Source organism: Bacillus sp. 491mf (assembly GCF_900112415.1).
GTDB lineage: Bacteria > Bacillota > Bacilli > Bacillales > Bacillaceae_G > Bacillus_A.
Genome location: NZ_FOLV01000006.1, coordinates 87,113 through 108,317 on the forward strand (window position 1 = coordinate 87,113; position 21,205 = coordinate 108,317).

The 21,205-nt window shown below is 35.0% G+C and carries 18 protein-coding genes and 1 other annotated feature; of the genes, 5 read left to right on the plus strand and 13 right to left on the minus strand.

What is annotated here, in order from left to right; all coding sequences use genetic code 11:
* Positions 1-17 precede the first annotated feature (17 nt).
* From BM211_RS08680 to proB, 6 genes are all read right to left on the minus strand, one after another.
* Positions 18-1,337 (minus strand): NAD(P)/FAD-dependent oxidoreductase, encoded by a 1,320-nt coding sequence (locus tag BM211_RS08680; protein ID WP_371261862.1) that lies wholly within the window; start codon positions 1,335-1,337, stop codon positions 18-20.
* Between the two features lie 227 nt (positions 1,338-1,564).
* Entirely contained in the window at positions 1,565-2,344 is a 780-nt protein-coding gene (locus tag BM211_RS08685; RefSeq protein WP_090996439.1) for an undecaprenyl-diphosphate phosphatase, read from the minus strand.
* A 203-nt stretch (positions 2,345-2,547) separates the two neighbouring features.
* Positions 2,548-2,922, minus strand: a complete 375-nt coding sequence (locus tag BM211_RS08690) for a nucleotide excision repair endonuclease (protein WP_090996442.1) — start codon at positions 2,920-2,922, stop codon at positions 2,548-2,550.
* 290 nt (positions 2,923-3,212) lie between these two features.
* Positions 3,213-3,662, minus strand: coding sequence for a DMT family transporter (locus BM211_RS08695; RefSeq protein WP_256217054.1), 450 nt, complete (start codon positions 3,660-3,662; stop codon positions 3,213-3,215).
* Positions 3,663-3,761: 99 nt separating this feature from the next.
* Positions 3,762-5,009, minus strand: coding sequence for a glutamate-5-semialdehyde dehydrogenase (locus tag BM211_RS08700; RefSeq protein ID WP_090996445.1), 1,248 nt, complete (start codon positions 5,007-5,009; stop codon positions 3,762-3,764).
* A 129-nt stretch (positions 5,010-5,138) separates the two neighbouring features.
* Positions 5,139-6,242, minus strand: coding sequence for a glutamate 5-kinase (gene proB, locus BM211_RS08705; protein ID WP_090996448.1), 1,104 nt, complete (start codon positions 6,240-6,242; stop codon positions 5,139-5,141).
* Between the two features lie 171 nt (positions 6,243-6,413).
* Positions 6,414-6,624, minus strand: a binding site (T-box leader).
* 271 nt (positions 6,625-6,895) lie between these two features.
* Between proB and proC the strand changes: the two genes are divergently transcribed.
* Positions 6,896-7,714 carry a pyrroline-5-carboxylate reductase gene (gene proC, locus BM211_RS08710; RefSeq protein WP_035431315.1) on the plus strand — a complete coding sequence of 273 codons (819 nt, stop codon included), beginning with the start codon at positions 6,896-6,898 and terminating at the stop codon, positions 7,712-7,714.
* 645 nt (positions 7,715-8,359) lie between these two features.
* On the opposite strand, the gene BM211_RS08715 is transcribed toward proC, so the two are convergent.
* From BM211_RS08715 to BM211_RS08730, 4 genes are all read right to left on the minus strand, one after another.
* A complete protein-coding gene (locus tag BM211_RS08715) occupies positions 8,360-9,487 on the minus strand; it encodes an NAD(P)/FAD-dependent oxidoreductase (RefSeq protein WP_035431316.1) in 1,128 nt (375 codons plus the stop codon).
* A 171-nt stretch (positions 9,488-9,658) separates the two neighbouring features.
* Positions 9,659-10,954 carry an MFS transporter gene (locus tag BM211_RS08720; RefSeq protein ID WP_035431317.1) on the minus strand — a complete coding sequence of 432 codons (1,296 nt, stop codon included), beginning with the start codon at positions 10,952-10,954 and terminating at the stop codon, positions 9,659-9,661.
* Between the two features lie 117 nt (positions 10,955-11,071).
* Positions 11,072-12,289, minus strand: coding sequence for a MerR family transcriptional regulator (locus tag BM211_RS08725; RefSeq protein ID WP_035431318.1), 1,218 nt, complete (start codon positions 12,287-12,289; stop codon positions 11,072-11,074).
* 61 nt (positions 12,290-12,350) lie between these two features.
* Positions 12,351-13,829 (minus strand): amidase family protein, encoded by a 1,479-nt coding sequence (locus tag BM211_RS08730; RefSeq protein ID WP_090996451.1) that lies wholly within the window; start codon positions 13,827-13,829, stop codon positions 12,351-12,353.
* 295 nt (positions 13,830-14,124) lie between these two features.
* Here BM211_RS08730 and secY point away from each other — a divergent pair, with 295 nt between their 5' ends.
* The 4 genes from secY (at position 14,125) to BM211_RS08750 (ending at position 18,340) form a co-directional block, all read left to right on the plus strand.
* Positions 14,125-15,429, plus strand: a complete 1,305-nt coding sequence (gene secY, locus BM211_RS08735) for a preprotein translocase subunit SecY (RefSeq protein ID WP_035431321.1) — start codon at positions 14,125-14,127, stop codon at positions 15,427-15,429.
* A gap of 485 nt (positions 15,430-15,914) precedes the next feature.
* Complete coding sequence (locus tag BM211_RS08740; RefSeq protein WP_090996454.1) at positions 15,915-16,466, plus strand: nucleoside/nucleotide kinase family protein; 552 nt, start codon at positions 15,915-15,917, stop codon at positions 16,464-16,466.
* Positions 16,467-16,798: 332 nt separating this feature from the next.
* A complete protein-coding gene (locus BM211_RS08745) occupies positions 16,799-17,359 on the plus strand; it encodes a hypothetical protein (RefSeq protein WP_090996457.1) in 561 nt (186 codons plus the stop codon).
* A 387-nt stretch (positions 17,360-17,746) separates the two neighbouring features.
* The gene (locus BM211_RS08750) at positions 17,747-18,340 is read left to right on the plus strand and encodes a creatininase family protein (protein WP_256217058.1); all 594 of its coding nucleotides are present in this window, start codon (positions 17,747-17,749) and stop codon (positions 18,338-18,340) included.
* Between the two features lie 190 nt (positions 18,341-18,530).
* Here BM211_RS08750 and BM211_RS08755 read toward each other — a convergent pair whose 3' ends face one another.
* From BM211_RS08755 to BM211_RS08765, 3 genes are read right to left on the minus strand one after another with little or no spacing between them, the layout of a single operon-like run.
* On the minus strand, positions 18,531-19,397 hold the full coding sequence (locus BM211_RS08755; protein ID WP_090996462.1) for a DUF4097 family beta strand repeat-containing protein: 867 nt from the start codon (positions 19,395-19,397) through the stop codon (positions 18,531-18,533).
* A gap of 53 nt (positions 19,398-19,450) precedes the next feature.
* Entirely contained in the window at positions 19,451-20,155 is a 705-nt protein-coding gene (locus BM211_RS08760) for an ABC transporter permease (protein ID WP_090996464.1), read from the minus strand.
* Positions 20,148-21,071: an ABC transporter ATP-binding protein gene (locus BM211_RS08765; RefSeq protein WP_090996466.1), complete on the minus strand. Its 924-nt coding sequence runs from the start codon at positions 21,069-21,071 to the stop codon at positions 20,148-20,150. The genes BM211_RS08760 and BM211_RS08765 overlap by 8 nt, the downstream gene beginning before the upstream one ends.
* Between the last annotated feature and the right edge of the window lie 134 nt (positions 21,072-21,205).

Consider the following 21,205-nt stretch of genomic DNA (forward strand, 5'->3'; position numbering starts at 1 on the left):
ATCCTGCTAGTGAAAGGTTATTTCCCTCGATTTGTAAATACAGCAAACAATACTTTTGGATGAAACAGATGTAAGGGGCTACGTATGAGATTCATAACTCGAACTAATCGAATATAAACTTCTGAATTGCTTGCGGAAAGTTGATATATTTTTTTCGTATACCACTGTTGAAAAGGCTGCATAATAGGTTTACTTCCTTTAATCTTTGGATGACGAAATGATTCTGTAGTAGTCATATCCCACGGCGTTGCAATAATCTTAGCTATTCGCTTATAAAATTTTCTAGTAAATCCTTTTTCTAGCGGATTTCCTTGCTGCAGGCATCGCTGCAATTCTACTGCTTCCATTGCCGCGACAGAAATTCCTTGCCCAAACACAGGGTCAAAACGGCAATGAGCATCTCCAATGACTAAGAAACCTTCGGGAATATTTCTCGCTAAATCAAAACGTCGCCGTACTTGACAAGGAATCTTATGTATTTTTATATCTGTAATCGATTCTGCTTGTGTAAGAAAACCAAGCACATCTGGAATAGGTAATTTATGTGCAAAGATAAGAAATTCTTTATCAGTTTGTGGTGCAGTCTCATTGGCGTAACCACTAAACGTAACTAAATAACGATTATCTTCAATGGTTTGAATAAATGCACCATATGGGTTTTCAGGAAAACTAGGGGAAACAAGTAAATTACACCAGTCAGGACGTTCTTTATGCTTTAGACAAACTAATTTCGTTGCATAAAATAACTGAATCCATACTTTTTCTTCTTTCACCCCTATACCATGTGTTTGTAACCAATCTATATTTTTAGAACCAAATCCGCTTGCATCAACAACTACATTTGCATGAAGTTCCTCTTCTTTTCCTGTTTTCAAACATTGTATTTTCACTCCGAGAATTTTGTTCTGCTGCTGATCTATTAGTAATTGTTTCACCTTTGTTTCATATTTCGTGCTAATATTAGAAACTTCACTGATTCTTCTTTGCAAATGCCACTCGAGCATCGGCCGACTCTGTTGGACCATTTTCAATTCTCCAACAAAAGGTTTCTTCCATAAACCAAAATGATGCCACCTTAAATCCCCCGTAAAGTTATTTACAATACCTCCATCTTCAATTAATTGCTCCGAAATGCCAGGAAATAATTTCTCAATTGCTTCTTCTCCACCCTTTAATAAAACATGGGGATGATAACTTTGCGGAACTCTCTTTCTAGGAGTCTTTTCTGTCCATTCCTCTCCCATTTCTAAAACGATTACTTGCTGAAAATAATGTGATAAAGCTTTTGCAGCAAGTTTTCCAGCAATGCTTCCTCCGATTACAATTGCAGTCTCCAAAACAATCCCTCCTGAATTTTTCACCTATTTTACTATTTATGTTAAAACTTATAACAAACTAAAAAAATCCTGTATCATAACGATAATACAAGATTTTGATTTTCAGTGATGTATTCATTCATTTTTATCCTTCATAACGAGGACTGCGTACGTAATTAATCCATAGACAATTCCGGCAAAAATCCTCCATAAAATAAACGCTCATATTTTTTCATAATCTTTCACCCTTAAAAGACACCAGAAAATTGTAAAGTAAGAATTAAAATGCCAAGAGCCCATACATAATACGCAAACATTTTAAGAGAATGATGTTTTAAATATTGAATCATCCAGGTAACTGCAATATATCCAAAAAACGCTGCCGATAGCGTACCAACGATAAGTGACGTATTAGAAATTTCTTCAGCTTTCCCTTGGAAAACATCAAATGACTGTAAAATAATTGCTCCAACAATTGCAGGTGTCGATAATAAAAAGGAGAAATAAGCTGCTGTTTCACGGTCTAACTTTCTCCATAACGCAGCAACAATCGTCATCCCCGACCTTGAAATTGCAGGGAAAATCGCAACAGCTTGAAATGAACCGATAATAAATGCGTCTTTATATGTAATATCGTCCATCTTCTTCCGTCCGCTTTTTTGTTTCTCTGCCATGTATAAGAATAAACCCGTCACTAAAAATTCCCATCCGACTGTAATACCCGTTTTTGAAATTTCTTCAAAGAAATCTTTAAACAATAAACCAATTACCACTGCAGGAATTGTTCCGATCATTAATAAATACGTTAACTTTGAGAATGGATTTTTGATTAAATACAGAAATTCTTTTTTATAGTAAATAAAAACTGCTATTAACGTCCCTATATGAAGCATCGTATCTAAAAAAAGACCTGCCTCATCTAAACCAAAAAGGTGTCTCCCTAAATACAAATGACCAGTACTGCTAATTGGCAAAAATTCCGTTAATCCTTGAATAATTCCTAAAATAAAGGCCTCTAACCAATTCATGATTGTCTCCTTTCAAGTTTGCTTGTACCAGTATATGTTTGTATTTTTTTAGTTATGTGAAGTTATTCATTTTTAATAGATTCTCATATTGAATAAGTATGGCGTTTCTTGACAACTAAATCTTGCGAAAAACTAACATTGCGAATAAATGCCAAATAAAATGGCCTCAGCAATATGCTGAGGCCATTTTATTTCAGTATTTTTTATTTAAAAAATACTTTATCTACATTATATTTCGCTTGTAGCTCATTAATAATATATGTTTCGTAAATTTCCCGTTCCATTGGATCTTCTACGATACATGCATCAATTCGATATACTTCATCTCTGTATGCTTTCACTGGTGAAACATTATCTTCAAAATGCTTTTTAATTCTTTGGCGTAATTTACGTGCTTTTCCAACAAACAGAAGCTCATCATTATTATTATAAAACATAAAAATGCCGCCTTTATCTCTTGGAATCAGGTGAAAATCAATAAATCCATTAATAGGAGTAATGATCGGTTCATCACCTTTAATTACTTGTTTGCGCTGTGTAATCGTAACGCCTGGTGCTGGTATTTCAATTTTAATCATATGTAGTCACGTCCTCTTTTGTTATAAAAGAAAATAGTATCACAATTATGTAAAAAAAACCATTATAATGTTATCCCATGTGTATATAATAGACATACAAAAACACCATCCTTTCCTATGATTCTACAGAAAGAATAGCGCATTTTTCATTTTAAGGGGGATTTTGTTTTATTAGCTAGATAATGATGTGGTACTACCCGATAAGATTTTTTGTAATAGGGCGTAATACATTTTTCCTAATGCTACTATTCAAAAGTTTACTTTCGAAAGTAAGAAAAAGCCCTAATTAGTTAGGACTCTTTTTGTATACCTTTAACAGGAATACTTAATTTGATTTTACGACTAGTTATATAAACTCCCATGAGTATAAAAACTAACCCAATGATTAATCTCCAACTTATATTTTCATTTAAAAGAATATATCCCCAGAAAATAGCTGATACTGGCACTAAGTATGTAGATATGGAAGCGAAGTTTGGACTCCCTTTTTGAATTAAGTAAAAGTAAAGTAAATAGGCTATACCTGATCCAAATGTACCTATTCCAATTAATGCGCCTATATGATGCCATGATATTTTAGTTAAAATTTGAATTGGTTCTTCTAAAAATAGAACTATGATACCACTACATATGCTACCGACTAATAATGTACCTAAAGAAATTTGAAACATGGATATTTCTTTAAGATAACGCTTTGTTATATGAGTTGCTAAACCATAGCAAAAAGTTGCTATCAACATTGTTTGAGTTCTCTAGAAACCACTTTAATACTAAAAAAAGTGATAGAAACTAAAAGCGAAAATACAACAAGAGGAGCTTTGCAAATGGCCTTCTACTTCTTATTCCCGAATCTGCCCATTCCCACGAATCACATATTTTGTGGAAGTCAATGCAGGTAGTCCCATCGGTCCACGAGCGTGCAGCTTTTGCGTGCTGATACCAATTTCTGCGCCGAAGCCAAATTCAAAACCGTCAGTAAAGCGTGTCGAAGCATTATGATAGAGCGCTGCGGCATCGACGGATGTGAAAAATTTGCTGACATTTTCCTCGTTCTCTGTAATGATCGCTTCGGAATGCATGGAGCCATAAGTATTGATGTGGCGAATTGCTTCTTCAACAGAGGAAACGATTCTGACTGCCAACGTAAGAGATAAAAACTCTGTTTCCCAGTCTCCTTCTGAGGCGGGTATAAGAGAAGAATCAATTGCTAGTGCTTTCTTATCTCCGCGCAGTTCCACTCCTCTTCCCTTCAAAAAAGAAAACAGCTCGGCACCAAATCGCTGCGCCCAATTTTCATGAAGTATAATTGTTTCAATCGCATTACATACAGAAGGACGCTGTGTTTTAGCGTTTACGATCATATCGAATGCCATCTGTTTTTCCGCTGTTTCATCAATGAACATGTGACAATTTCCCGCACCTGTTTCCAATACAGGAACAGACGCTTCTCTCACTACAGTATCAATCAGTTGCTTGCCACCTCTTGGAATAAGAACATCCAAGTACTCGTTCAATGTAAACAGCTGCTTTGCGCTGTCTCGTGAATTATCTTCAATGAGCTGGACGCTTTCTGGAGGTAAGCTCGTTTGTTTGAGCGCACGATGAATGACAGCGACGATGGCTTTGTTGGAATAAGAAGCGGAAGAACTACCACGCAGGATCACTGCGTTACCTGTTTTCAAGCAAATTGTAGCCGCATCTACCGTCACGTTCGGCCGCGCCTCGTAAATCATTCCGACAACACCAAGCGGCACGCGCATTTCTTGAATAGACAATCCGTTCGGCCGTTCCCATGCAGCTACACATTCTCCGACAGGATCGCATAGATCAATCAGCTGCCGAATACCCTCTGTCATATCAATAATGCGCTGCTCATTCAGCATGAGGCGGTCAAGAAGAGAAGCGGACATTCCTTTCGCTTTCCCTTGTTCGATATCCCGTTTGTTCTCCTCCAAAATATAAGATGTCTCTACTATCAATTGCTCAGCGACAGCCGCCAGTGCCTTATTTTTTTCATCCGTCGATTTGGTCACAAGCTCTCCTGCAATCTGTTTCGCTTTTTGTCCCTTTGCTAACACTTCATTCATTTTCGTTTCCTCCTTTTAGAGATAAAAAGTATAAAATTTGAAACGTGTCCAACTCCGCCAACTAGACACTACCATCCACGACTCTCCTGCATAGATTATTCTTCACTTGAACGATCCATCTCTCTATTCTTAAAATGAAATCCAATTATCCCTATGAATGACCTCGTAGCTATGCCTTTCACCTCGCGCTTGAATGTCGTGGCTCTGCATACCTTTTAGTTCTCGCAATTCCTCTGCACTATATCTGCACTGTCCTTTCCCTATTACGCGTCCCTCTTGTGTGATGACCTCCACTACTTCGCCGGCTTGAAAGATCCCAAGCACATCAGTAACACCGGCAGGCAGAAGACTTTTTCCACGCTGAATGATGGCAGTGGCTGCTCCGGCATCCACTTCAATTTGTCCGCTGACAAGCGAATGAAGCGCGATCCATTGTTTGTTCATCTTGATCACTTTTTGAGGCGCATTGCCGATATACGTTCCATCACCTTTCCCCTTCAACACATCTAAAAATTTCTCTTGTCCACGTCCGGTTCCGATGAATACACTCACACCGAGAGATAGTGCCGTCTTTGCTGCATCGATTTTCGATTTCATGCCGCCGGTACCAAGTTTTGAACCAGCATCTCCAGCAAGAAAAGTGATTTCTTCCGTAACTTCAGGTAGAAAGTAATACTTTTTCGCATCCGGATTTTTCTGGGGGTTCTGGTCATACAAACCGTTCACATCCGTAAAAATCATAAGCATATCCGCCGAGACAAGCCCGCTTACTAAAGCTGACAGCATGTCATTATCACCAAACGTCAGCTCCTCCAAAGAAATGGAATCGTTTTCGTTGATTATAGGAAGAGCGGAGCGGTTTAGTAGCTCCGATAAAGTGGCGTAGGCATTGCTGTATTGTTCTTTTCTGGAAAAATCGCTTCTTGTCAGCAGAAGCTGCGCGGTAACAATCTCATATTTGCGGAATTCCTCCGTATACGCCTGCATCAAAAGACTTTGTCCGACAGCGGCGGCAGCCTGCTTCCCCTTAATTGTCACAGGTCGGCCGGGATACCCGAGAGCGGAAAAACCTGCGGCGACGGCCCCAGATGTAATCAGCACGATTTCATGTCCTTCCTGCTTCAGCCTTGCCAATGCGGCGACGTGATCTGAAAGCTGTTCGCTAGAGATACCACCATGATTTGCTGCCAAGGAACTGCTTCCAATTTTTACGACTATTCGTTGTTTTTTCACTTTTGTACCTCCTAGTCTAAAATAAAAATTTTTTGTGAATTGTGCTACTTCTTTTTTTCAAATGGAGACAAACTATTCTTCTACCACGTGCACTTTGCAGCAAAGAACCCCTCACCAATGATGCCTATCTCGCAATAAAGAGCCAAATAAAAAAGACCGCCCCGTCCTTAAAAAAAGGACGAAACGGTCATTGTTCCGCGGTACCACCTTCATTGATATAAATCTATATCCGCTTGTCGCCTGTAACGCAGGCATACGCCTAAACTTTCGTCTAGGACTCAGGGATAGGTTCGATAATTTCTATACGAGGAATCTTTCAGCCTGCGAATTCCACTCTCTTACGTAAGAAGATATATGTACTAGTTCCCTTCAACGATTTTCACTTTAATTTTTATATAGTATGCAATATAACGCATTTTTATGTCAAGAGATATTTTAGAAAATAAGGAAGGTGACAAGTTTAATTCCGGTTAATAAGTAATTTCTATATATTTTTTGTATTGCAAAAAGTAACGTACTCTCTTAAAATGTTTTTTTATACTACTCTCGATATAGTTTATAATGTTTATTTCTTCTGTACGGGATATTATTTTTTCAGAATAATAATTTCAAGCCAATAAAATTTATAATAAAAGGAGCAAGAGCGAGTTATTATGAACAAACAAATAGGATTCATCGGATGCGGAAATATGGGTATCGCTATGATAGGTGGAATGATTAACAAAAATATAGTTTCTTCAGATAAGATAATTTGTTCAGATATAAGTGTCATTCATTTAAAAAATGCTAGTGAAAAATATGACATAACTACAACTACTGACAACAATGAAGTAGCTAACAATGCTGATATTTTAATTTTATCAATCAAACCAGACCTATACTCATCAGTAATTAACCAAATAAAAGAGCAGATAAAAAACGATGTAATAGTCGTAACGATTGCTGCTGGAAAAAGTATTAAGAGTACTGAGAATGCTTTCGGCAAAAAGTTAAAAGTTGTTAGAGTAATGCCAAATACACCTGCTCTTGTCGGAGAAGGAATGTCTGCGTTATGTGCGAATGAAATGGTTACAGAAAAAGATCTAGAAGACATACTAAATATATTTAATAGTTTTGGCCAAACAGAGATCGTAAATGAAAAATTAATGGATGTTGTAACATCTGTAAGTGGTTCTTCTCCAGCATATGTATATATGTTTATAGAAGCCATGGCAGATGCGGCTGTACTAGATGGTATGCCAAGAACTCAAGCATATAAGTTCGCAGCTCAAGCTGTATTAGGTTCTGCAAAAATGGTACTTGAAACAGGAATACATCCAGGCACACTTAAAGATATGGTTTGTTCTCCAGGTGGAACGACAATAGAAGCTGTAGCAACATTAGAGGAAAAAGGCTTACGAACAGCTATCATTTCAGCTATGAAACGTTGTACACAAAAATCTGTTGAAATGTCCAGTTTAACTAATAAGTAAGAAACTACGTTTAGGGGTACCGTTACATCCATCACTTTAAATTTTGTAACTACTCAGTCATTCTATGAAAAAAGGCAGAAAAGCATTTTTTTAAATGGTCGAGAAGGACTGGCTATGTATAGGAGCGGTCAAGGCCTTTTCCTGTCACGCGCAAAGTTTTAAAACAAAGAAAAGCAGCAAGGTGTGGAGGCACTGAAAAAGTGATTGTTTCGAAAAAATAAGACATATTTTATCAGTATATTGAAAGTGAAAAGGAGTCCATCACCTGTATATAGTAGGTGATGGACTCCTTTTTCAGTGGCCTCCTAGGTGTAGGTCCGTTTTTATCCCGCATTAACAAACAGTAAGCCCCCAACTTCAAGATTGAGAGAAAAACGAAGAAGATAGATGGGGGCAACTGCCCGTAAAAGCCCGATTGGTGAGAGCTTTCCATCAGTGAGAAAAGCGTCACTGATGAAAATTTCACTTTATCTTCATGGCAGCAATCTATATGCTGAAAAACGAAAATAACTTTCTCTAGGTAAGCGTATTTTCACTGGAATATTACCCCTTACCAAACTTCTAAATGAAATGTATGGCTGAGTCGTTACAATTATTTTATTTTTTAGGCTGATGGGCATGTAGCGCTATCCCTATATGTATTCTCTAATTCTTTAGTTGTTCAATTGCCCCTGCCACATCATAATAACTAAGATCCAGCTCAGTCGGTTCTCCAAGAGCAAGTTTCGCAAGTTCAGAACCTAGAAAAGGTCCTGCCGTTAACCCAGAAGCTCCAAGTCCATTGGCAACGAGTATGCCTTCAAAGTTAGGTAATTCACCAATTACCGGTAGAAATCCTGGTGTAAACGGTCTATATCCAACTCTCGTTTCCATCATCGTGCTATTCGATAAACCAGGAGCAACAGATAGTGCTTTATCAAAAACTTCATGTAATCCACCGGCTGTTACTCTGTAATCAAATCCAGTGTCATTTTCATGCGTTGCGCCTACTACTACACGGCCACCTTCAAAAGCAAGAATATATTGGTCATTTGGCGGCATTACAACTGGCCAATTGTCTGTATTCACGTCTGGTACATGAAGATGAACAATTTGCGCTTTCTGGAATGTAACTAAGAAATTAACGCCAAGAGGTTGTAATAACTCATTTGCCCACGCACCCGCAGTTATAATTACCTGGTCAGCTGTTAACGTTTCACCATTTACTTCAATACCAATAACTCGATTGTCTTCATGAACTAATGATGCATTTCCTTTCATATATACAGCACCATGTTTCTTTGCTGCATTTACAAGAGCCTGACGAAGTGCTCTACCGTTCACACGCGCAGCACCGCTAATATATACAGCACTATATTCTACTGATAATGGTGGGAAAAGCTCTTTTGTTTCAGCTGGTGATAAACGTGTAATTTCCCCAATCTCCGGAGCATCATCACGTCGTTTATACGCTCGTTCCTCCATCTGATCTAATTTTTTCTCTTCTGTATGGAGACTAATTGCACCTACACGTTTATAACCAGTATCTGTTTCACCATCTGCTTCTAATTGTTCAATTAAAGAAGCATAGTAACGAGCTCCACCTTTCGCCATTTGATACCAAGCTTTGTTCCGGCGCTGTGATAGCCAAGGACAGACAATTCCTGCTGCTGCATCCGTTGCCTGCCCTAAATCTTGACGATCAACCAATGTAACACGAGCTCCTTCTTTTGCAAGATGATAGGCAGTAGATGTTCCGAGAATCCCAGCCCCAACTACAATATACGTTTTCATTAATAACACCTTTTCCTTTTTCATTCTTTTATACGTTTCAGAAATTTGATCTATAAATGATCAAACACACTTTTACCTTTAAGATAAATTTCTTTATTCAGTATACTGGAAGAGGAGTTTTTTTCAACTATAACGCTGCTTTTATTACGCAATAATCCGCGCTATAACAAATTAAACACTTATATTTTTTGAAGTTAGTTCAAAGTTCTCCTTATTCATTGAACGCACATTTAATAGAAAGAATAACACGCCTCCTGCAATAGGCATGACATAAGAAGGAAGAATATTTAATAGAGCTCCTGATGAAATCATCGCTATAGGAAGCATGATTTTCGCGATACTAATGCCAATGCTTAGTACTCTACCTCTATATTCATCTGGAATCTCTTTTTGCATAAAATAAGCGAGAGGGATATCAATTAGCGCTATGAACAACCCAAACAAGAACAAGACAGCAATGAAATAACAGGTAAAAACGATAGAGTTCAATTGTAAGCTTTTCAGCATAACTGGAACTCCTAATAAAATCATAAGAATCGATAAAGCAATGCTAATATATTTTAAAAGAATGGAATAGGAAATTCTTTCTGTAATTTTCTTTACCAATAAAGCTCCTAGAATCATCCCCACTGGAAAAGCCCCTTGGATCATACCAAACTCTTTTGACCCTAGCTTTAGGACTGTATTAATCATATACGGTAATGGAACAGTCACAGAAAAGCCGAGAAAAAAATTAATTAATATTAAGATCATAAACATGCTTTTAATACTCTTTCTTTCAAATAGAAAGTTAAATCCATCTTTTATATCTCTAATCAAATGAATTTTCTCAGCCGAATGATCTTTATCTGATTGGGAATTAAAAAGCTTAAAATGAATAAACATCATCGATAGTCCGGAAAGGATAAAAGAAATTCCATTTATGATAATAAAAGTTCTCATATCAAAGATTGCAAAAACAATTCCGCCTAACATAGGTCCCATAATTGAAGAGATTGAGTCGATTATTTTACCAATGGAATTAATATTCATCAACATTTTTTCAGATACAATGTTTGGCTTCGCAGCTTCTAAACCTATTCCAAAGAAAGTAGTAAACACCGTCAAAAGGAAGGTAGTGACGTAAATGATGAGTAAATTCAATTCATATTTCATACATAATATATAAACCGAAACCAACAAGATTCCGCTAAGAAGATCCATACAAACGACTAACGTCTTTTTATTGACCTTATCCACAATCACCCCAGCAAACGGATTGATGATAACCATCGGAATAATTCCTAATATAAGAGTAACTGCAAAGCTTAATGCCGAGCCCGTCTGCTTTAAAACGTATAATCCTAACGCAAAGTTATAAATAGCTGTACCAAATATCGATACAGTTTTTCCTGTAGAATAAAGAAATAGGTTTTTCATTTCTTTTTTGTTCTTTTCATTACTTACACTCATTTGTAGTGCTTCCATTAATCCTCCACCTCACTTAACTTTTTATACAATAAGGTTAAGCTGCCGAGTGAACCCAATAGCAATAGGTATAATCCATAAATTTTTAAAGGAAAATGAAAAAAGATAGGGTTAACCCTATCTTTTACCAAAAAATGAATATGAATAAATTTCTTCCCCCTGCACAAAGAAATTTTCGTACTTTCCACCTCTATCAATATATTTTGAAGTCCTTTCCTCAAGAGCTATATACTCTAAACCGTTGATGTTTTCCTTAATTTTTCTAGCTATAAAGTTGTCTCTAAATCTAGCTTCGATTTTGCTTTTGATGCTAAAATTTTTAAAAGCAATATATGATCCCAATATGTAACAATTAGGCTTGAATAGAAAATCCACTTCACGAAGCAAAAACTCCTCATGTTCGAAGCTGTAATTACTAGTACCTGAATAATCAATCACGACATCGACAGAGTGATCCTGTAAAGGTATATGTAAGAAATCAGCGCAAATAAAGAGCATGTTTCTCTTTAAACCTGTTCTCTCTAATACACCTTTTAAAAGTCGATGCCGCTCTAAGTTGCGATCAACAGCAATATACAAGCAACTTTCCGGTAAATCCCGAAAAATATTTCGCAGAAAAAAACCAACTCCGGATCCTAACTCAAGTAATACTTTATTATTTAAGTCTAATTGACCGAGTTTCCTCTTTGACCATCCTCCAACTTTTTGGATATTTTCCAAATAAGCTGGATCAGTTTCATGTATATATTCAAGGACAAATTCTTCAAGATGGGGGCTAGTAGTTGCTTGACATGAATTACCAACCTTTAAAATACCTGATTCAACAAGATATTCTTCACCACAATCGCAAATTAACTTTCCTTCCATAATTTGATTTCTATGAATGATCCCATCTTGAATAATAAGTTTTTCGCTACACCTTAAACATTTCAGCAAATCAAGTACTTTTAAATCAATTCCCGTCATTAATCTTGAACCTTTAGATTTCGCTGATATTTCATCTAATTTCGTCTTTAAATTGTCCTTTATTTCTACTAAATTATTTATTTCCTGCTCAACCCGCTTATATTTATCCATAAATAAAGATTGATAGTACGAATCATGTTCATAATCCGTAAGTTCCCCAAAATTTTTATATAGAAAAAATTGTTTAATCTCGTTTAAACTAAAGCCCATCCCTTTAAATTCTAAAATAGTCTCTAAATCATTTTGACAGCGCTCATCAAAAAAATAATGCCCGCCCTTCTTTTCAGGTACAATCAATCCTAAGTCCATATAATGCCTAATTGTATCGATACTTAATTTATTGACTTCTCCAAATTTACCAATCTTCACTATATCACTACCCGTACATATTTTTTATTCATCAGTTCTGCTTTTCTTACATCAAAAACAACTATATTTTCTCTATAAAACTAGGAGGTTTCCGAAATCTTGTTGCTTGCTCAAAAGCATAAGCAATCTTAATTAAAGTCCCTTCAGTAAATGTCGTTCCAGCAAAAGTAATGCCAAATGGACGCCCGTTTTCCATATATCCTGCTGGTAAAGCAATTGATGGATAACCTGCTTTTGCAGAAAGAGTAGCTCCGGCATAGGCGGGGAATAAAATGGCATCTAGGTTATATGTTTGAAGCGCAAAATCTATTCCTTCATTTTGTGAATAATAAAGATCTTCTAATCTCGCCATTATGTATTCCGAATTACTTAATGTATTTGGTAAAGACTCTCTATATTCAAGCATATTTTGTCCGTACTTTAATGCTTTATCACCAAGTTTATTATTAAATTCTATTAATTCATGATCATTATGAACAGGAGCCTGTGATGGTAGTTGATACAAATAATTTCCTAAACTATGTTTTATCTCATACGTTGGCACTTCATAACTCCATTTTCTATGAAAAGAAGGAATTTCAATATTCTCTATGACTTCTGCTCCCTCTTTTTTTAGAATGTGAATTACATTAAAGAATAATTTTTCATCGAACTCACCTGGTAGAAAATTCTCTTCAGAAACTTGCTGAAACACACCAATGCGCGCTCCCTTTAACCCACTCTTATCTAAAAATGCCGTATAATCTTGTACAGCATCTTCTTCACAGCGATAAGTTGCTGGGTCTAGTTCATCTTTGCCGCTCAGTACACTTAATAAAAGCGCAGCATCTTCTACAGTTCGAGCAATGGGCCCTGCAGTATCTTGTGAATACGTAAACGGAATGATGCCAGATCTACTAATAAGTCCAACAGTCGGTTTAATACCAACTACTGAATTTTGTATTGCTGGACTTAAAATAGAGGCATCAGTCTCTGTACCAACTGATAATACTGTAAAGTTTGCAGCAACTGCAGCAGCGGAACCAGAACTGGACCCACCTACAAAAAATTCTCCAGGACCATAAGGATTCAAAGTTTGACCTCCTCTTGCGCTATATCCAGCCCACATTTTTAGAGACATGCCATTAGCTAATTCTGTCATATTCGTTTTTCCTAAAATAATAGCTCCTGCGTCTCGAAGCTTTTTCACTAGAAACGCATCTTTTTGACTCACATGATTTTCTAAAGCAAGCATACCAGCACTTGTATGCATTTTATCTCCTGTTTCTATATTATCTTTCAATAAAACTGGAATCCCATGAAGAGGTCCTCGTTTTCCTTTTTTCTTTCGCTCATAATCCAATGATTCAGCAAGGAAAATCACATCCGGATTCATTTCAAGTATAGCGTTTATATTAGGTCCTGCTTTATCATACTTTGCAATTCGATACAAATAATAAATAACAAGTTCTCTTGATGTTAACTTACCAGCTTCCATTGCTTCTTGAATCTTTGCAATCGTTAACTCTTCCCCATCTATATTAGATAACTGAAATTCCATAAAGTGAACCCCTTTTTAAGAAAATTATAACAATTTATTTCATCTATAATCTAGTAAAAATCCCTTGTATGTATCTTTTTATCCTTCCCTCTGTACAAATATTTGTTTTATAGTTATATTATGGTTAACAAGTTGTTACGAAAACATAAACATCGCTCTATTTTATATCCGTAAACTGTTTGAAAATCCATTTGTCATAATGAATTTTAATCGGAAGGAGGTTTACAGTTTATACGTGAGGATATAAAAGCTAGTTTTACTTTACATAACTGGTAAACAAATAGGAGGCGAAATCATGTTTCGTACAATTTCAAACTTTATGAGAGTAACTGAGATCAGGAGCAAAATCCTTTTTACTTTAGCGATGTTAATCGTTTTTCGAATTGGCACATTCATTCCAGTTCCTCATACTAATGCTGAGGTATTAAAACTACATGATCAAACAAATATTTTAGGAATGCTCAATGTATTTGGCGGAGGTGCCTTACAAAACTTTTCAATTTTCGCAGTAGGCATTACACCGTATATTACAGCTTCCATCATCGTGCAGTTATTACAGATGGATGTCGTTCCTAAATTTGCAGAGTGGGCAAAGCAAGGTGAAATGGGCCGTAAAAAATCAGCTCAATTTACCCGCTACTTTACAATTGTTCTTGCATTCATTCAGTCGATAGGAATGTCTATTGGCTTTAACAATATGGCAAGTGGACAATTAATAACGGATCCAGGTTGGAAAACCTACTTATTAATTGCTACCGTATTAACTGCTGGTACTGCATTTTTAATGTGGCTAGGCGAACAAATTACAGCAAATGGAGTCGGTAACGGAATTTCAATTATTATTTTTGCCGGGCTTGTGGCAGGAATTCCAAGTATTATGAATCAAATATACTTACAACAAATTCATAGTGCTGGAGATCAACTCTTTATGCATATTATAAAAATTGCATTAATTATTTTAGTTGTTTTAGCTATCATCGTTGGTGTCATTTACATACAACAAGCAAATCGGAAAATTCCTATTCAATATGCAAAAGCTTCTAATGGGAACACTCCGTATCAAGGAGCAAAAAATACACACTTACCTCTTAAGGTAAATAGTGCAGGTGTCATCCCTGTTATCTTTGCTTCCGCATTTTTAATGACGCCGCGAACAATTGCGCAGCTATTTCCAAGCTCTGCAGTGTCCAAATGGATCAATACAAATTTTGATTCTGGGCACCCAATTGGAATGTGCTTATACCTTGGACTCATTATTGCATTTACATATTTTTATGCGTTCGTTCAAGTAAACCCTGAACAAATGGCTGAAAACTTGAAGAAGCAAAATGGGTATGTTCCAGGCATTCGCCCAGGAATCATGACAGAGAAATATGTAACAAAAATCTTATATCGATTAACTTTTATCGGCGCAATCTTTTTAGGGTCAATCTCTATTTTGCCGATTATATTCACAAAAATTTCTGACCTGCCAGCTTCTGCTCAAATTGGCGGGACAAGCTTACTCATTATCGTCGGTGTTGCACTAGAAACGATGAAAACGTTAGAAAGCCAGCTTGTGAAACGTCACTATAAAGGATTTATTAAGAAAGTGAATTAACATTTTATACAAAACCCTCTTATTTATCGTAAAAAAACATCGATATATAAGAGGGTTTCTTTTGTAATATCCCTTACATTTCTTTTTCAAATCTTTCCCTGTGTCGATTTAAAATGTATCATCCTTTTACTTCTAGTTATCATACAATTAGCGTTTCATGGGATTCAGCCGAGATACGTGTAAAAATGGGTCAAAAGCTGTTTTTATTTCCATTCATGATCTTTTATACGAAATTTCTCCATGACCGTCAACAAAACGCGAATTTTGTAAAGTGATAATAAAGTTGTTTTAAAAAATGTGCGTCATTCTATTCAACAATCGGGTCATTTAATGAAGTAAGGCTTATTGAGGGCGCTTTTCCTAAGTATGGTAAGTGTCTCTTTAATGAACTAAAAAATTTGAGATAACTCCATAATTTTGAAATATTTGTTTTAAGCACTTGGGTAAGATTAAGGAGTTATACAGATAGATAGGAGGTTTTTATAATGACAATAAGGCCAAAAATCATTTCAATTGCAGCTGTGTCTGGTGGAGGAAAAACTACAATAACAAAGAAATTAAGCCATAAATTGAAGAATTCAAAAGAATTGTTCTTTGATGATTATGACTTTGAAGATTCACCAGAAGATTTAATTAATTGGGTGAAAGAAGGATCTGATTATAACCAATGGAATTTGGAACCTATGCTCTCTGATATTGATTATTTAATAAATTCTAAGGAAGCACCCTCATACATATTGCTTGACTATCCGTTCTCATATAAGAATGATAGAATGAAAAAACTTATTGATCTTTCAATTTATATTGACACTCCTTTAGATGTAGCAATGGCCAGACGTTTAATTAGGGATTACAAAAATAATACAATGACAGAAATACACAATGATTTAAGTTTTTATCTGAAGTATGGAAGAATAGCTTATTTAGAAATGGAAACTACAATAAAACCCAATTCAGATGCTGTAATAGACGGAACATTTTCTCCTGATAAAATTGTTGAGTTTATCATAAAGGAAATAAGAGATAGAGCTTTATAGCATATATTATCAAACTTTATTCCAACGCTACAGATGGAACATTCGAAATACAAGTTGAATGGAATCATGCAGAAAATAAAGAGGGAAAAGTTATTATAAGAGGTACCGCCACATGCCCATCAAGCTAGTAATTTAAAGTGTCCCCAAAACGAAAATTTTATTATTTTACAGTAATTTATGAATGGATATTTTTTCAATAAATTTTGATAAAATTAAGACTGAATATTTCTAATAATGAAATAAATATTTCTATAAATTCTAAATATTTACTTTTTTTAAAAAGATGATACATTTGGGGTATAAGTTACAAAACTATTAAAGGGGGATTTTTTATGTTCAAGAAATTAGTAGTTGGGGCATTAGCGACAGGTATTGCATTAACTGGGGGGATTGGTGCAGCATCAGCTGATACAGTAAAACCTGTGAGTTCTCCGAATAAAGCAACTGAAACAGCTTATTCAGAAAACCAACAGTATATTTCAGATAGAATTGAAAGTATAGTTGAAAATACAAATGAAGCCGAAAGACCATTTGCACCAAATTTTTCTGATAAAAATAATCTTATTGGAGATAAAGCAGCTGCAGCATTTGATTGGGGATATTCCGGTAAGTATAATTTTTCTACATCAATTCAAGTGCAAAAAACTGTATCTGTAGCAACCAACGGAACTATTGGAGTAGCTATTCAAAACAATAAAAATTTTAATTTTAAAGTTGTAGTAAAAAGTTTATCATCAGGAAACACCGTAACCCATACTGTAACAGGAGGACCAATGAGTGGTGGCAATTATGTTTATAACTACTTTGGTCCTATGAAAGCAGGAAACTATGTTGTAACTCTAGTAAATACAGATGGTTCATGGCACCAAGGCACTGTTTGGCTTGGATGGTAATTACTTAAATTTATTTATTTTTGAACAGACTTTTCAAAAAAGAAAAGTCTGTTCTTTTTAATTCTGCACGTCTCCTTGTTTTGGAGATGCTGATTTAGGGTTCCCGCCACATCGCTATCAAGTTAAGAAACACATTCTTCCCCAAAACGATAATAGAGAATATTCTTAATGGATCGAAAAATCTTTTCATAATGGTCAGCTGCAAACTTAAGTTTTTCGTCATCCGCTCTCATATTAGATATAATCTCTCTAACTGCAAATACATGTTTTTCGTTTTATTTCAGATTTAATACGAAATTTTTCTTTTCTAATTGAATATTAACAGAACAAGGTATGCAAAAGGAATAATGATTATAGAAGGTGAATTTCTAACTATATAATTAAGTTATTCCCCTTAATTACAGCCTACAAACCGTACATGCAGTCTTATTCGATATGTGGGAATCCCTATTCAGATGGGGAGCAAAGCATATATTTGTCATTGATATACACGGAGATCAACAGCATGGTGATGCGCTGATAGGAGCAATTAGAAAGACAAGGCAAACACTAAATATTGATGTTCGTTCGGTTATTGCTAATTTGTTAGCGAATCAGCTAGGGATCACAAAAGATCAAGAAGAATTTTTGATTTTTGATATCGATTTTTCCTTTGATTCGTTCGAGCCCCCTCCTCACTTTCCAGATTTTCACGCAGGAGCGCAGGGAACAGCACGATTTCTAAAATATTTTCCTGATTTGGTAAAGCAAGAAAAAATCAAGGAACTATCCCCAAGGCTATTAAGTAAGGAAGATCAGGAAGAGTGGCAAAAAGGAGGCGAAAGAACTAAATCGATTGCTCCCAAAGGCTATGTTGGCAATCCTCAAGGTTATACTCCCTTTTTAGCAGAGGATAAGTTAGATTTTATCAGCGGCTTTATTGAGTTTGCATCAAGGGAGATACTTCATTATCTAAGAACACAATCAAAAAAAGAAAATTAAATTTTTTTATCATTGGAATGTAAGTTCAACAAAAAAGAACAAAGAAAATAATCGAACTTTTTTATAAAACTTAAATATGATTTGAACAATAAGAACCCATTTAAAATTTTGTTCAAAATGGGTTCTTATTGTTTGTTTCCAAATGCAATTAATATTTTGGGCCAAGCTTTATTTCAAATCAGCAAATATGTTAATTTATCTTTATAGTTCCTTCTTTACTTAAAACCTCTAATTTATTCGCTGCATCACCAATGGTTCCTTCTTTTGATTTTTCAGTATCTCTTTTTTTCTTAAAACTACCTAAATTAACTGTTGTATCAGATGAAAGACTATTAGCAATAAGCATTAATGAAGTCGGAGCTTCTTTATAAGATACAGCGATATCTCCTGATTTTGTTTCTACAAACAATGATTTTTCTTCTTTTGCATTTTTAATTGATACTTCACCATCTGTTGAGGTAACTTTTATTTTAGGACTAGTCACATTTGAAATATAATTATCACCAGTAGTAGAAACTACTGTTAATTCCTGTAACGAACTATCCTTCAAACTTAATTCCCCATCTTTTGATGTGAATTTACCCTTATCTGCTGACAGTCCTTCAATTTTTTCAGCACCAGATTCGTTTGAAATTACAATATTTTTAGTCGCTATATCATTCATTTTTATATCACCGAAACGATTATTCAATGTAATCGTATCTATTTCATTCTTTGGAATAGAAATATAGATAGTACCTTTCTTCCCAAAGCTGAATCCTTCAAGTAATCCCTTTTGGTCTTTCTGATTAATTTCAATTTTCTTCCCATCATTTTTAATTGTTACGGGATCTTTCTTCTTGTCCTTTTGTTTTCCTTCAACTTCGATTGTTATCTTTTTTGACTTCGTATTTTTGAACTTAATATCCCAAGATTCGTTGTTTATCTCTACTTCTTCAATACTATTTGCTTCAAAGGATTTTTCTTTTTCAAAACTCTTTCCTTCTACTTCTTTGAAGCTAAAAACGAATCCGCCAGTTACAAGTAATGCAGTAGAAGCTAGTATTATTTTTTTCAATTTTTATTCCCCATCCCTTATTGAATTTGAATATTATTCCATCTCTTCTTTGTTTAAGCAACATCGATTTTGTCAATTTTATGATAAGAAAGATAGCCAATGATTAGACCAAGTAGACAGAATGCAATTGGCACTCCAATAAATTCGAATAAACTAGTCGAACTACCGCCATTAGAAACAGTTGAGTTTATCAAAAACCCAATCAATACAGCTGAAGTAATTGTTGTAGCAGTTGACTTTTTTCTCATACCAAAATATAAAGGAATTAGGCTTACTCCTGCCATCATAAATGCATGAATAAAAGTAGTTGGAATTGTAGTAATTATTTCATTTATACTAACAGGTGTTTCGAAGAATCCTATAATTGGGTTTAAGAAAAAAGTTAACATACTAATAATAAAAGTAGTGAAAATTATGCTAAAAAAGCAAAATGCAAATACAATTGATAATTTAGCTTGCAATATTTTTTTCCGTTGTAGTGGATAAGTAAACACGAATTGAATCGTTTTGCTTTTATATTCATCAATGACTAAACGCGATAAAATTACACTTGAAAAAATGATAAATGTTATTCGAATAAGAATATTCGTTAAAGCCATGAATCCGGCATAATCTGGAAACATTACCTCACTCTCACCTTTAGAACCCACTGCCATAAGACCGACAGCAACAAAAATCCCTACAATACAAATTATTAGTCCTTTAAAATAACTAGATAAGTGATGTTTTTTCCATTCTAGTTTCATAATCTTAAACATGTTGACCGCCTCCATTAATAAGGTTTAAAAAGTACTCTTCTAAATTGTGTTGTTTTCTTTCAATTCTCTTTACTATGACGTCATTCAATATCAATTCTTTATTAATTTGATATTGAGAAATGGCTTGTTCAAAAATCCGAATCGTATTTTGGTTCACTATTTCATACTTTTTAATTCCCAATTTATCTTCCAACACCTGTGTCGTTTTCTTGAAATTGTCTACTTCGATTTCAAGATATTCGATATTTTCTTTTCTGATTTCTTCCATTTTTACTTCTTTTAATAATTTACCCTGATTAATAATGCCTATAGTATCTGCAATAGATTCAATTTCTGAGACAATATGACTTGAAATTAAAATGGTAATTCCGTATTCCTTTTTTAAATGTAATAAGAGCTCTCGAATGTCTTTAATACCAATTGGATCAAGTCCATTGATAGGTTCATCAAGGATTAAAATTTCTGGTTTCGTAACAATCGCCCGCGCAATCCCTAATCGTTGCTTCATCCCTAACGAAAATTCATGAATTTTTTTATTTGCCACCTCTTTAAGTCCAACAATTTCTAAAGCTTCACCCACCGCTCTTTCATCATGATATCCGATGTATTCACAGTGAAATTCTAAATTTCCCTTTGCTGTTAACCGATCATAAAACACTGGGTATTCAATGATGCTGCCTATTTTTTCTAAATATTGATAAGATGTTGGTAAAACAGGCTGATTTAATACAATGATTTCACCTGAAGATGGTTTTACTAAATTTAAGATCATCTTCATAATAGTTGTTTTTCCAGCCCCATTTGGTCCTAGAAAACCATAAATTTCTCCTCTGTTAATTTTCATATTGACATTAGAAACCGTTTCAGTTCCCTTAAACGACTTACTTAATTTGTTAATTTTAATAATAGTTTCCACTCATTATCCCTCCTACTTTATATCGATATGTTAAAATAAGCATAACGAATGAAAGTAAAATCAAAGTAAACTCTATGGAAAATGCTTGTAATATTTTTTTATTAGGATACACATCTACAGAAAATAAATTGATA